Source organism: Rhizobium sp. BK060, assembly GCF_014193145.1.
Taxonomy (GTDB): domain Bacteria; phylum Pseudomonadota; class Alphaproteobacteria; order Rhizobiales; family Rhizobiaceae; genus Rhizobium.
Genome location: NZ_JACHYW010000016.1, coordinates 109389 through 122841, shown reverse-complemented (window position 1 = coordinate 122841; position 13453 = coordinate 109389). Strand labels below are relative to the sequence as shown.

8 protein-coding genes are annotated in these 13453 nt (G+C 60.0%); 5 read left to right on the top strand and 3 right to left on the bottom strand.

The genetic code is table 11. The features are described 5' to 3' along the window. Window positions 1–139: 139 nt before the first annotated feature. The 3 genes from FHT71_RS18760 to FHT71_RS18750 all read left to right on the top strand — a co-directional run bounded on the left by FHT71_RS18760 (window position 140) and on the right by FHT71_RS18750 (window position 2705). Entirely contained in the window at window positions 140–1432 is a 1293-nt protein-coding gene (locus tag FHT71_RS18760; protein ID WP_183721364.1) for an Hsp70 family protein, read from the top strand. Window positions 1433–1491: 59 nt separating this feature from the next. Continuing rightward, the gene (locus FHT71_RS18755) at window positions 1492–2364 is read left to right on the top strand and encodes a uracil-DNA glycosylase (RefSeq protein WP_007789189.1); all 873 of its coding nucleotides are present in this window, start codon (window positions 1492–1494) and stop codon (window positions 2362–2364) included. 149 nt (window positions 2365–2513) lie between these two features. Beyond that, window positions 2514–2705, top strand: coding sequence for a hypothetical protein (locus tag FHT71_RS18750; RefSeq protein WP_132592027.1), 192 nt, complete (start codon window positions 2514–2516; stop codon window positions 2703–2705). A 97-nt stretch (window positions 2706–2802) separates the two neighbouring features. Here the strand turns inward: FHT71_RS18750 and FHT71_RS18745 are convergent, their stop codons facing one another. After that, window positions 2803–3654, bottom strand: coding sequence for a hypothetical protein (locus FHT71_RS18745; protein WP_132592180.1), 852 nt, complete (start codon window positions 3652–3654; stop codon window positions 2803–2805). Window positions 3655–3868: 214 nt separating this feature from the next. Further along, entirely contained in the window at window positions 3869–4798 is a 930-nt protein-coding gene (locus FHT71_RS18740; protein ID WP_132592029.1) for a DMT family transporter, read from the bottom strand. Window positions 4799–5245: 447 nt separating this feature from the next. Between FHT71_RS18740 and pepN the strand changes: the two genes are divergently transcribed. Together pepN and FHT71_RS18730 are read left to right on the top strand one after the other, a co-directional pair. After that, complete coding sequence (gene pepN, locus FHT71_RS18735) at window positions 5246–7894, top strand: aminopeptidase N (RefSeq protein WP_183721361.1); 2649 nt, start codon at window positions 5246–5248, stop codon at window positions 7892–7894. 184 nt (window positions 7895–8078) lie between these two features. Then, the gene (locus FHT71_RS18730) at window positions 8079–10397 is read left to right on the top strand and encodes a PAS domain-containing sensor histidine kinase (RefSeq protein ID WP_183721358.1); all 2319 of its coding nucleotides are present in this window, start codon (window positions 8079–8081) and stop codon (window positions 10395–10397) included. Here the strand turns inward: FHT71_RS18730 and FHT71_RS18725 are convergent. Then, window positions 10394–13351 carry a bifunctional [glutamine synthetase] adenylyltransferase/[glutamine synthetase]-adenylyl-L-tyrosine phosphorylase gene (locus FHT71_RS18725; RefSeq protein ID WP_132592035.1) on the bottom strand — a complete coding sequence of 986 codons (2958 nt, stop codon included), beginning with the start codon at window positions 13349–13351 and terminating at the stop codon, window positions 10394–10396. The two genes, FHT71_RS18730 and FHT71_RS18725, sit on opposite strands and share 4 nt — an antisense overlap. Window positions 13352–13453 lie beyond the last annotated feature (102 nt).

Here is a 13453-nt window from a genome sequence, read left to right as displayed (position 1 = left end):
ATTTTTCGCTTCAAGCCTTGAATAACAACGGCCTCTGTGGCATCACGCGCCCTCCTTGAATTCGGGCGCGCCGTTTCCGCGCCTTCGCGGAGGCTGGCCTCCCGATCTCAAAACATAATCGGCAGGATGAGGTGCGAGCATGGCTCAAGCGCTGGGATTCGACTTCGGCACAACGAATACGGTTTTGGCCACGGCAGACGGGCAGACGACGCACTCAATGGCCTTTACAAGCGCCGCCGGCAGTGCCGACAGCATGCGCACTGCCCTGTCCTTCATGAAGGATCCGCAACTCGGCGCGTCAGCCTTGAAGGTTGAGGCGGGCCATGCCGCGATCCGGCAATTTATCGATAATCCCGGTGACTGCCGGTTCCTGCAGTCGATCAAGACCTTTGCGGCAAGCGCTCTTTTCCAGGGCACCCTCATCTACGCGAAGCGTCACAGTTTCGAGGATCTGATGGAGGTCTTCATAAGGCGCCTGCGCAACTACGCCGGTGACAATTGGCCGTCCGACGTCAAGCGCATCGTTACCGGCCGCCCCGTGCATTTTGCCGGCGCGAACCCTGACCCTGCGCTGGCGACGGAGCGCTACAACGAGGCGCTTTCCCGCTTCGGCTTTCCAGAAGTTCACTACGTTTACGAACCGGTGGCGGCTGCATTCTACTTCGCGCAGAATCTGAAGTCGGACGCCACTGTGCTCGTTGCCGACTTCGGTGGTGGTACGACCGACTATTCGCTCATCCGGTTCGAAACGGTCGGCGGAAAACTGACGGCGACCCCCATCGGTCATTCGGGCGTCGGGATCGCTGGTGACCACTTCGACTATCGCATGATCGACAACATCGTTGCCCCGCAGATCGGCAAGGGGAGTCATTTCAAGAGCTTCGACAAGATCCTTGAAGTTCCCACGAACTACTATTCAAGCTTCGGCCGCTGGAACCAGCTCTCCATCTTCAAGACGTCGCGCGAATTCGAGGATCTCAAAAAGCTCGTACGCACCGCGCTCGAACCTGAGAAGCTTGAGACCTTCATCGATCTGGTCGATCACGACGAGGGTTATCCGCTCTATCAGGCCGTGTCGGCCACGAAGATGGCACTCTCGGCTGCGGACGAGGCAGCCTTCGACTTCGCCCCTCTCGGCCGTGGCGGTCACCGTACAATCCGCCGGGCCGACTTCGAGAGCTGGATTGCAGATGACCTCGCGCGGATCGAAGGCGCCCTCGACGACGTGCTGGAGAAGACGAACGCGACATCTGATATGATCGATAAGGTGTTCCTCACCGGGGGCACGTCGTTTGTCCCGGCTGTGCGCCGCATCTTCACAGAGCGTTTCGATACGGACCGCATCGAGACCGGGGGAGAGCTGCTTTCCATCGCGCACGGCCTGGCATTGATTGGCGAACGCGAGGACATCACGCAATGGACGGTGCAATAGGTCGGCTCGTGGCCAGAGCGCTCTTTCATTGACGTCTCGGCTTCGCTAAGGTCGCCGTCATGATCTCCGTCAACGAACTCTCTCCGGGCGAACTCGCCGCGCTTCTGCATTTCCATGCCGAAGCGGGGGTGGAATGGCTGCTCGAGGAGGAAGCTGTCGACCGCTTCGCGGAGTTCGAGGCGATGAAGGCGGCGCGACGGAATGCGGCCTCTTCCCCGCAGGCCACTGAAGCTCGGGAAGCTTCGCCACGCCCGGCGGCTCAGGCGACACAGAGAAATGCGCCTGCCCCCGAGCGTGCCGCCCAGCGACCGCAACCTTCAATCCCGGATGGCGAGGCCGTGCAACAGGCACGCGTCACGGCTGAGAGCGCCCGCTCGCTGCAGGAGTTGAAAACGGCGATCGAGGCATTCAACGGATGCAATCTCAAGCACAGCGCACGTTCGACGATCTTCGCCAGCGGAGATGCGACAAGCGGAATCATGGTCATCGGTTCGGCGCCAGGGGCCGACGATGATCGCGAAGGCCAACCCTTTGCCGGGCGACCTGGGCAACTGCTCGACAAGATGCTCGCCGCAATCGGTCTGCAGCGCGATGCGATACTGCTGACGCAGGTCATTCCCTGGCGCCCCCCCGGCAATCGCATTGCGTCGACCGCCGAGATGGATATCTGCCGGCCCTTCATCGAGCGGCAGATCGCGCTTGCCGAGCCGAAGGCAATTCTCGTGCTCGGCAATTTCGCTGCCCGGGTTTTTTTCGGCGAGAATGACACGATTCACGGTTTGCGCGGGCAATGGCGGGAGATCGCGGTCGGGAACCGCGTCGTTCCTGCGATCGCGACATTGCATCCGCAAGATCTATTGACGGCACCCGTCAACAAGCGCCTGGCCTGGAACGATCTTTTGGCTTTTCAGGCCAAACTGGCAGCACTCTAATCTGCTCTCAAAATAGGCAATTATAAACGCTTTACGAAAACATCTATGCGATTTACGCATATCTGCCTCTTATTCTAACGCATTGAAAACCTCATGTTGCAGTGCAATATTGTGGCGTGTCTTGGGAGGAATCAACAGGAACCAAGGCAATGATTGCAAGTTTTCGTCCTATCCACTGCGGGTTTGAAACCCTTCGCCTTGCCAATGAGCAGGGTCGCACAACGCAAAGCTACAGCCGCATCGGCTTCGCCACGAACGAGCAGATGGTTGCTCGCGGTACCGGCGCCAGCGGACGCATCGCACGTCCCGCCACGATCTTTGCGGATTTTCAGCAATACTGAGGTCGAGGCTGGTAATTGCTGGCCTCCCATTGCGTGGCCTTATCGCCAAGCGCATTCTCGCGGATCTGGCCGCTTAGTAGGCGGCGCTTTGTCGCGACTATCTCGTTCCCCAGTGGAACGCCTCATCCACGTACGCGAACTTGATCGCTTGCCACTGACTGTACTGTTCGACGAACGAGCGCGACATCCAGAGTAGAGGTTTCCTTTCGGTCGTTTCCCAGCCAATAGATCCTTGCTGCGCTGCTTTGGCAAAAAGCCGCTGCAAGTGCGTGCGCGAAATCATGAAATCCGCCGCAAGGGCGCGACTGTCGACATGACCGACCACAACGCGCTCGGGGTCATTTCCTACCAGATCCATTCGGGATACCAGGTGATCGACGATCAGACCCCCAGCGTCGGTCCACAGGAAAAGCGCCACATCCTCCGCGGGCTCCCGCCACAGCGGATCTTGAAGGCAATTGCGTGCGATACGCGGCTGAAGGATCCGAACCAATTCCGGATGGGCCTCAACATGGGCGGCCCGATTTCCACCGTCCACCAAATCAAGGGCTCCTAGGTTCGAGACGAGCCATCCCAATATCGCCTGATGACTGATCTCTGCCGGCTCGAAGTGGCGCGGACGACGCCGCTCCGCCCCTGGCTCGTAGGCTATGAAGCGGTAGGTGAAGAGTTCCTCGATGAAGCTCAGCACCGTGTTGCGGCTAGCCACCTTGCGGGACGTGATCTCGCCCGTCAGTCGGGCAGCTGTGAAACCTGACGCCGGATCAGCAGGATCGCGCTCCATGGCAAGGGCGTAAGCGGTCTGCGTCAGCAGCCAGCGCTGCTGGGAAGCAAGCAATCGTGCCAGTCGTGGGCCAGCATCGAACATGCCGCGCATGCGCCCCGCGTGGAAGCGGATGGCTAGGATGAACTTCGGGTTCGCAACCAAGTCTTCGGCACTAAAAGGCATTTTTCTCCCGACGCGCGCATACCCGGCGTCGGCACTCCCGAGGCACCACGACGTCCGATCAACCCAATAACATGCGCATTCGCGAATAAATGAAGCTTCGTCAAGTTCATAAGCCGCAACAAACGTTCGGATACGTTCACTATTTCGTTTGAATTTCTCCCGCATAACGAGAGAACTTCAGCGAAACGATCACAAAGAAAAATGGAAGCGGCTTTCACGATCCAGCTTGCCGAGCGGCGCGCCGCTCCAGATCAAGTTGGTGTTCGCGGTAGATGATGAATATCCCGGCTGCGACGACAATCGCAGTTCCCATCAGCGTGCTGCCGCCTGGGACATCGCCAAACACAAAATAGGCGATGACGCTTCCGATGACGATCGATGTGTACTCGAACGGAGCAACCGTCGAGACATCCGCGTGCCGATAGCTCTCCGTAAGCAGGATTTGCGCCACGCCCCCACAGAAGCCGGCAGCAACGAGAAGCAATTGCGGTTTCAGATCAAGGACCTGCCAACCGAACGGAACCGTCACGAGCGAGAACACTGTGGCAATGATCGAAAAATAGAGAACGATTGTCGCCGTCTTCTCTTCCTCAACCAATCGCCGCACCTGAATCATCGCCATACCGCCGAGCACGGAAGCCAGCAGCACCGTAATCGCACCGATCGCCTGCTCGGCATGGATGCCGCCCTCGCGAAAAAGCGTGAGCTTCGGCCAGGATATGATGGCCACGCCCACCATTCCGAAAAGTACCGCGCTCCAGCGGTAGATTCGTACGGTTTCACCGAGGAACAGCGCCGCAAAAATCACGGCGACAAGCGGCATCGCGTAGCCGAGCGCAATCGCCTCTGGCAGCGGCAGGTGCAGCAGCCCGTAGAAGCCTAGTCCCATCGATATGATGCCGAGCGTCCCCCGCTTCAGGTGTCCGATCGGATTGGCAGTATAGAATGCCGATCGCAACTGCCTGCGATAGGCTAGGTAAGCCATGATCGGAAACAGCGCAAAGAAGGAACGGCAGAAAGTCACCTGCCCCGGCTGGATGTCGCTGCCGGCAAGCTTGATGAAGGTCTGCATTACAAGGAAGACAACAACCGAGCCGACCTTGAACGCAATGCCCCTCATCGGGTTTCCCGTGGCCGACCGCATGTCTTGAACTCTTGTATTGCTGTTTGAAGCAGGAGAACGCGCCAGACTCGACGCAGCGTGACTGTGACAGTCGTTGTGCCGAATGAACAGATAGAAAATCGGAAAGTTTACAGAGCCGCCGAGCAGACCAGATGACCGCCACTCTCGATACGCGTAGCAACCGAGGAAAATTGGTACAAACCCCGAGATCTCAGCGCCGGCAATACGAAGCATAGTCGTCGTTCAGCGAACTCAAGGCGACGAGGCGATCAAAGCAGCCATCAACCTCAAATCCCATTCCCAGATCCGCCCAGATATAGCCGTTCCCGGAGTCTCCAAATCTTCCGCTGCCTCGATTTCGCTTTAACTTTAGTTCAGACTTTAATGTAATCATGCCCTCAAAATTTGTGGCGGAGTGCCCACTCCGCAGACGAAGCAGCCATCCGCTCAAGGTCTTCAGGGAGCATCATGCGTACAGATACCGGCCAGGTCATCAATCTGGCAGACTACCAGCCCACCGAATTCGTTCTGGAACGCGTGGACCTTACCTTCGAACTCGATCCGACTGAAACCAAGGTCGAGGCACGACTGATCTTTCATCGCCGCGAAGGCGTCGATCCCAAGGCCCCGCTGGTGCTCGATGGTGATGAGTTAACACTGTCCGGCCTGCTGTTCGACCAGATGGAAATGCCGGCGAACCAGTACACGGTAACGCCTGAAAGCCTGACAGTCCGCGATCTGCCGGCATCCGAGCCGTTCGAACTGACGATCACAACGATCATCAACCCCGAAGCCAATACGAAGCTGATGGGCCTCTACCGAACCGGCGGTATCTACTGCACGCAGTGTGAAGCCGAAGGCTTCCGCCGCATCACCTATTTCCCGGATCGCCCCGACGTCCTGGCGCCCTACACGGTCAACATCATTGCCGACAAGGCTGCCAATCCGCTGCTGCTGTCGAACGGCAACTTCCTCGGCGGCGCTGGCTATGGCGAAGGCAAGCACTTTGCCGCCTGGTTCGATCCGCATCCGAAGCCAAGCTATCTCTTCGCGTTAGTCGCCGGCGATCTTGGTGTCATCGAAGATACGTTCACGACGATGTCCGGTCGCGAGGTCGCGCTGAAGATCTATGTCGAGCATGGCAAGGAACCGCGCGCCGCCTATGCGATGGACGCGCTGAAGCGCTCGATGAAGTGGGACGAGGACGTCTTCGAACGCGAGTACGATCTCGACATCTTCATGATCGTCGCAGTCTCCGACTTCAACATGGGCGCCATGGAGAACAAGGGCCTCAACGTCTTCAACGACAAGTACGTCCTTGCCGATCCGGAAACTGCTACCGATAGCGACTACGCCAACATCGAAGCGATCATCGCGCACGAATATTTCCACAACTGGACCGGCAACCGCATCACCTGCCGCGACTGGTTCCAGCTGTGCCTGAAGGAAGGACTGACCGTCTATCGCGATCACGAGTTCTCCGCCGACCAGCGCTCGCGCCCGGTCAAGCGCATCGCTGAGGTCCGCCACCTAAAATCCGAGCAGTTCCCGGAGGATGCGGGTCCGCTTGCCCATCCGGTTCGGCCCACGAAATACCGCGAAATCAACAACTTCTACACAACGACCGTCTATGAGAAGGGCAGCGAAGTCACGCGAATGATCGCAACGCTGCTCGGTAAGGACACGTTCAAGAAAGGCATGGACCTCTACTTCGATCACCACGACGGCCAGGCCGTCACGATCGAGGACTTCGTCAAATGCTTCGAGGGCGCAAGCGGGCGCGACCTCGCACAGTTCTCGCTCTGGTACCATCAGGCCGGCACGCCGCTTGTTACCGCTTCGGGATCCTATGACGCTGCCGGAAAGACCTTCAGCCTCTCGCTCGAGCAGATTGTCCCGGCGACGCCCGGCCAGTCAGAGAAGAAGCCGATGCACATCCCGCTGAGTTTGCAGCTCTTCGCTGAAGACGGCGTGGGCATAGCTCCGACCTCCGTCGAAGGTGCCGAATATGCCGGCAGCGTGCTGCATCTGACTGCGCGCACCCAAACGGTCGTGTTCCACGGCATCCAGACGCGGCCCGTGGTCTCGATCAATCGCAGCTTCTCGGCGCCGATCAATCTCCATTTCGACCAGTCGCCCGCCGACTTGGCGCTACTTGCCCGCCATGAGACTGACCATTTCGCGCGATGGCAGGCCTTGACGGACCTTGCACTTCCGAACCTTCTGAACGCAGCGCGCGATGCCCGTGAAGGAAAGACCGTCGGTTCTGAAGCAACATTCGTCGACACCCTTGTAGTCGCTGCGGCTGACGAGAGCCTTGAGCCCGCCTTCCGCGCCCAGGCCCTGGCCCTGCCAAGCGAAGCCGATATTGCCCGCGAACTCGGGGGCAATATCGATCCGGACGCAATCCATGACGGACGCCAGGCGGTGATGAAGCAAGTCGCCGACGCCGGACGGAACACTTTCCTTGCACTCTATGACTCGGTGACGACACCGGGCGCCTTCAGCCCGGACGCAACGAGTGCCGGTCGCCGTGCCTTGCGCAACGCTGCCCTGACCTACCTCTCCTACGCCGAGAATTCGCCGGCACGCGCCAAGGCTGCCTTCGATGCTGCCAACAACATGACCGACCTGCTGCATGCCCTGACCATTCTTGCGCACCGCTTCCCGGACAGTGCAGAAGCTGCGGAAGCGTTGTCGATCTTCCGGGATCGCTTCGCTGAAAACGCACTGGTCGTCGACAAATGGTTCTCGGTGCAGGCAACCATACCTGGCGCCGGCACGCTCGATCGGGTGTTGAAGCTGATGGAGAACCCTCTGTTCAAGAGGACCAACCCCAATCGCGTTCGTTCGCTTGTCGGTACCTTCGCTTTCGCCAATCCGACGGGCTTCGGCCGCGCCGATGGAGAAGGCTACCGCTTCCTCGCTCGCGAGATTCTCGAGATCGATCAGCGCAACCCTCAGTTATCTGCCCGCATCCTGACGTCAATGCGTTCCTGGCGTTCCCTTGAGCCGGTTCGGCAGGACCACGCCCGCGCCGCCCTGTTGGAAATCGAACGGGCTGCCGAGCTTTCGACCGACGTCCGCGACATTGTCGAACGCACTCTCAAAGGGTGATTTTGCCGTCGAATGTCGCCGCGAAACTCGCAGCGACATTCCGACCGCCGAAGAAAAATCAGCATCTAGAATCAGTTAACAGATTCTTACCTTTTCCTCTGGACAAGGCGAATCACCAGTGATTCATTGAGTTAGGTTCGGGCGAGCGGCGCTGCGAATCACACGAGGGATCAAGGCTGAAGAGATGATGAACGTGCGGCGGGCAACCGCAGCCGACGGGCGGCTGCGTGTCGATTTCGACGGCCTCCTGGCCTGGCGTGAAAGCTTTTCAGCCAATCGCTCAAGCGTTTCCTTGTCGTCCTCGCGCAACCTGTCCCAGGTCGAAATCGTCCTGAAGCGAATTATTCCAATCCTGATCGTGGCCTTCCTTGCGGTTGTGGCTGCGTCGCATTTTTTCGGAATGGTCTCCGAGTACAGTCGAACCGAGGCTGCGGCCCGTCACGCCACCGCGCTCGCCGCCGCGACCGCTGCTGCGGCCTTCGCCGATGCCGACCAGATATTCGAGGCCGCCGACGCCGTGCAGGCGCAGGCTCGGCTGGCGCGCTTCCTGCCGCAGGACCGCCTGGACGACGACGCCTTCGTGCTGCTGGTGCAGCCGAACGGCAAGGTGTTTGCAGCCACGGCGGCCGGCTCAGCCTATCTTGGCGCCAGCGTCGGTGATTTCTTCGCGGAGATCTCGGCAATCCGCCGTTTCGGCGATCGCGCTGGCGTCATCGAGACGACGATCAGCGACCGTCCGTACTACGCCGAGATTACCCTGATCGGCGGCTCCGGCGGGTATGTCGTCGCCGCGACATCGCTGGAGCGGATCGGCAAGCTCTGGCGGGACGAAGTCACGCTAAACGTGACACTCTTCGCAGGCATCTCCTCGATCCTGCTCGTCATCCTCTACGCCTACTACATGCAGGTGAAGCGCGCCCGCGATGCTGACGATATATTTGTGGAGTCGAACCTCCGCGTCGAAACGGCGCTGTCGCGCGGCCGCTGCGGGCTTTGGGATTTCGATTTCGACAGGCGCGAATTTTACTGGTCGCGCTCGATGTACGAGATGCTTGGCCTTCCCGGTTCAGACCGGATGATGTGCTTCAGCGATGCGGCCCGCCTGATGCATCCGGATGACGGCGGTGTTTACGAAATCGCCCGGTCGATTGCCCGCGGCGATGCCGGCCAGGTCGATCAGATCTTCCGCATGCGGCATGCCGGCGGTCACTATGTCTGGATGCGAGCCCGCGCCCAGGTGATCCGCACCAATTCCGGCCGCGTTCACATGATCGGCATTGCGATGGACGTGACCGAGCAGCATCGCCTAGCCCAACGCTACGCCGAGGCCGACCAGCGACTGGCAGACGCCATCGAATGCACATCGGAAGCTTTCGTGCTCTGGGACAAGAACGACCGTCTCGTCATGTGCAACGCGCACTTCCAGCAGGCATATGGACTTCCGGATAGCGTTCTGGTTCCAGGGACCGAGCGCACAGTCGTCAACGCCGCGGCGGCTCGCCCCGTCATCGAACGCCGGATCGCTGACGCCGACGGCTCCGGATACTCCCGCACGACGGAAGTCCAGCTTGCCGACGAGCGCTGGCTGCAGATCAATGAGCGCCGTACGCGCGACGGCGGCATGGTGTCGGTTGGCACTGATATCACCTTGCTGAAACGCAACCAGGAGCGTCTGCGTGACTCCGAACGCCGGCTCATGGCGACCATCGGTGACCTCTCCGCTTCCCGCCAGACTCTGGAAAGCCAGAAGGCCGCGCTCTCCGTTGCGAACTCCAACTATCTGGTTGAGAAGGAGCGCGCGGAGGGCGCCAATCGGGCAAAGAGCGAGTTCCTGGCAAATATGTCCCACGAGCTTCGGACGCCACTCAACGCAATCCTCGGCTTTTCGGAAATCCTGCAGGATCAGATGTTCGGCCCGCTCGGCTCATCGAAGTACAATGAATACGCGCGCGACATCCACGACAGCGGCAAACATCTTCTGAACGTCATCAGCGACATTCTCGACATGTCGAAGATCGAAGCCGGCCACATGAAGCTCGAGTGCGAGGCAATCGATCTTGCGCCGCTCATCGAAGAAAGCCTTCGCTTCATTGCGATCCCGGCAGCACAGAAGAATATCTTCGTAGAACAGCGCATTTGCGATGGGATGCGGCTGACTGCCGATCGCCGCGCAATGAAGCAGATCCTGCTCAACCTGCTTTCCAACGCCGTGAAGTTTACCAACGAAGGCGGCCGCATCGCCGTTCGCACGCGTCGCACCAACAGCGGCGTCATGCTGACGATTGCAGACACCGGCATCGGCATCCCTCGCGCGGCGCTCGGCAAGATCGGCCAGCCCTTCGAGCAGGTCCAAAACCAGTACGCGAAAAGCAAGGGGGGTTCTGGGCTCGGCCTCGCCATCTCGCGTTCTTTGACGACCCTTCACGGGGGCAAAATGAAAATCCGCTCGCGCGAGGCGATCGGCACGGTCATTTCACTGCACATCCCGAACAACGGTCACTAGGCTTTCACTACCGTCTGAAAAATCTTCCTGACGGCTTTCGAAAGATGTTTGATCTCTCCTTCGAGCGTCTTGATATCCGGGCAGTCGCCCGCACGGGAAACGAGATCCGTGAGGCCCGCCGGAGCCTCCTTGGGATCGAACAGGCCGTCGATGCACAGGCGGATCAGCTGCGAAATATCCGTATAGAGCGACAGCGCCGCCAGGCAAAGCTCCATGTCGTCGCGGTCCATCAGCTCCACCCCGAGAAGCTTCACCTGCCCCGCCGTGTTGAAGTCATCCCCCTCAACGACGATGCCTTTCGTCGAGGCAACGAGCCGCAGATACTGCGCGATGAATTCGATGTCGATCAGTCCGCCCGGAATAAGCTTCAGGTCCCATATGCTGGTGGGCGGCTTTTCCTGCTCGATCAAGGCGCGCATCTCGGACACGTCCTTGGCGATCTTCTCTACATCGGTCTTCGAAAGGAGCACGTCGGCGATGATCCGCTCGGCCTCACTGATCAGCACTCTGTCACCGCACACGAGGCGGGCACGCGTCAGCGCCATGTGTTCCCAAGTCCAGGCCTCTTCACGCTGATATTTTTCGAAGGACTTGATGCGGGTAGCGACCGGCCCTTTGTTTCCGGACGGCCTAAGGCGCATGTCGACCTCATAAAGTACGCCCTCCGCCGTCGGCGCCGAGAGCGCCGAGATCAGCCGCTGCGTGACGCGGGTGAAGTAGCGCGTCGCGTCGAGTGGCTTGGGACCTGAGGATTCCGCCGCTTCATCGTCGTAGTCGTAGAGCAAGATGATATCGATATCGGAGCCGGCGGTGAGTTCGAAGCTCCCGAGCTTGCCCATGCCGACGACAGCCACCCGGCCACCCGGAAAATCGCCATGTGCCGTCCTGATCTCCTTCATCACGGCATCGAGCGCCGCTTCGAGGACGAGATCGGCCAAATGCGTGAAGGCGCGGCCGGCCATGGCCCCCCGGATCGCGCCGGTCAGCAACCGGATGCCGATGAGGAAGCGCTGTTCGTCTGCGAAGATGCGCAGTCGATCCAGCACCTCCTCATAGTATCGTGCCGGCGCGAGAAAGCTGCGGATGCGCTCGGCGAGATAGGCGCGCGTCGGCAATTCGGCCATCAGCCCGGGATCGAGCATGCCGTCGAAGACATGCGGTTTGGCCGCGATGACCTCCGCCAGCTTGGGAGCCGAGGACATGATGTTGACTATGAGCGATAGAAGCGCCGGGTTGCTGCCGAGGAGCGAAAACAGCTGAATGCCGGCGGGCAGGCCTGACAGAAAGCTGTCGAAACGCAGGATCGCCTCATCGGCGCGTTTGCTCTCCCCGAACACGCGCAACAGTTCCGGTGTCAGTTCGGTCAAGCGCTCGCGCGCCTCGACCGACTGCGTCGCCTTGTAGCGACCGTAGTGCCAGGTACGGATAACGCGTGAGATATCGGAGGGCCGTTCGAAGCCCAGCTTGCGCAAGGTGTTCAACGTATCGGGGTCATCGGCCTGCCCGGTAAAAACCAGATTGCCTGTTTCCGTCGAAAGCTTGGTCTCCTGTTCGAAAAGGCGCGCGTAGCGCCGCTCGACGGTTTTGAAGACCTCGACCAGGCGCGCGGCAAAGCTCGCCGTATCGTCGAACCCCATCATGAAGGCGATGCGCTTCAGATCGGTTTCGGTCTCGGGCAGAAGATGCGTTTGCTCGTCGTGCGCCATCTGAATTCGATGTTCGACGTCGCGAAGGAACCAATATGCCTCGGTCAGCTCGTCCCGCGTTTCCTCGTCGATCCATTTCGCCCTTGTCAGCTCCGCCAACGTCTCTTCGGTGCCACGGCAACGAAGAGACGGCATCCGGCCGCCGGCGATCAATTGCTGTGTCTGCGCGAAGAACTCGATCTCGCGGATGCCGCCGCGGCCGAGCTTTACATTGTGTCCCTTGACCGCGATCGCGCCATGTCCCTTGTGGGCATGGATCTGCCGCTTGATGGAATGGATATCGGCGATGGCCGCGTAGTCCAGATACTTGCGAAACACAAACGGAACGAGCCCGCGCAGGAACTGCTCGCCAGCCTCAAAATCGCCAGCGACAGCACGCGCCTTGATGAAGGCGGCGCGCTCCCAGTTTTGCCCCCTACCCTCATAGTAGATCATGGCCGCGTCGACGGGGATGGCAAGCGGCGTTGATCCCGGATCGGGCCGCAGCCGCAAGTCGGTGCGGAAGACGTATCCATCCGCCGTCCGCTCCTGCATGATCCGCACAAGCCGTCGCATCAGCCGCGGGAAGATATCGATCGCGTCGTCGGGATCCGCGACGATTCCCGCCTGTTCATCGAAGAAGACGACCAGATCGATATCGGATGAGTAGTTGAGCTCGGAAGCCCCGAGCTTGCCCATCCCGAGAATGATCAAGCCAGACCCCTCGCTTGGAGCGGCGACGTCCTTCAGCGCGATCTTGCGGCCGTCATGAGCGGCCAGAAGGAGGTGATCGATCGCCGCAGCAACAGACGCTTCCGCAAGCCGGGTGAGCCAGGCAGTCGTCGCACGGCCATCGAATACCCGCGCCAGATCGGCCAGAGCGACAAGGAAGGCGACCTTGCGCTTGACGATGCGCAGGAGGCTCATGACTTCGGCCTCGCTGGGCGGCTCGCCGTTTCCTTGGGGCCTCCAGCAGGCCCTTGCCTCCGCGATCAGCGCCTCAATCCGAGGCTCCAGCGGCTCCGAGATCGCATCCGCGAGGATCGCCGTATCGATGTTCGCAATCTCACGCAGGTAGGGAGACAAGGTCAGCGCAGCCGTGATGAAGTCGCGAAGGTTGCTTTCCGCCGTCAGCATCTCGGCCACTGCAGGCTCGTTCTTGCCGATCTTCTGGAGATCTGCCTGTGCAAGTTTCAGCTCGCTCTTGTTCAGCGGCTTCAGCAACCCGTCGGCTACTTCAGCAAGGCTATGCCTCGAACTCGTCAGCATGCACCCTCCCTGGCGAATAGAACCGAGAACCGCCGGGGAGAATCATAGCAACTTCCGGCAATTGCGGTCTAAGGTAGGGTCTGCGGCGGCGATGGCCAACAC

Excerpts from the sequence above, each read along its gene's own strand:
- FHT71_RS18750 (WP_132592027.1), top strand. The coding sequence starts at position 2,514 with ATGATTGCAAGTTTTCGTCCTATCCACTGCGGGTTTGAAACCCTTCGC.
- FHT71_RS18740 (WP_132592029.1), bottom strand. The coding sequence starts at position 4,798 with ATGCGGTCGGCCACGGGAAACCCGATGAGGGGCATTGCGTTCAAGGTC.
- FHT71_RS18725 (WP_132592035.1), bottom strand. The coding sequence starts at position 13,351 with ATGCTGACGAGTTCGAGGCATAGCCTTGCTGAAGTAGCCGACGGGTTG.
- pepN (WP_183721361.1), top strand. The coding sequence starts at position 5,246 with ATGCGTACAGATACCGGCCAGGTCATCAATCTGGCAGACTACCAGCCC.
- FHT71_RS18745 (WP_132592180.1), bottom strand. The coding sequence starts at position 3,654 with ATGCCTTTTAGTGCCGAAGACTTGGTTGCGAACCCGAAGTTCATCCTA.
- FHT71_RS18755 (WP_007789189.1), top strand. The coding sequence starts at position 1,492 with ATGATCTCCGTCAACGAACTCTCTCCGGGCGAACTCGCCGCGCTTCTG.
- FHT71_RS18760 (WP_183721364.1), top strand. The coding sequence starts at position 140 with ATGGCTCAAGCGCTGGGATTCGACTTCGGCACAACGAATACGGTTTTG.
- FHT71_RS18730 (WP_183721358.1), top strand. The coding sequence starts at position 8,079 with ATGATGAACGTGCGGCGGGCAACCGCAGCCGACGGGCGGCTGCGTGTC.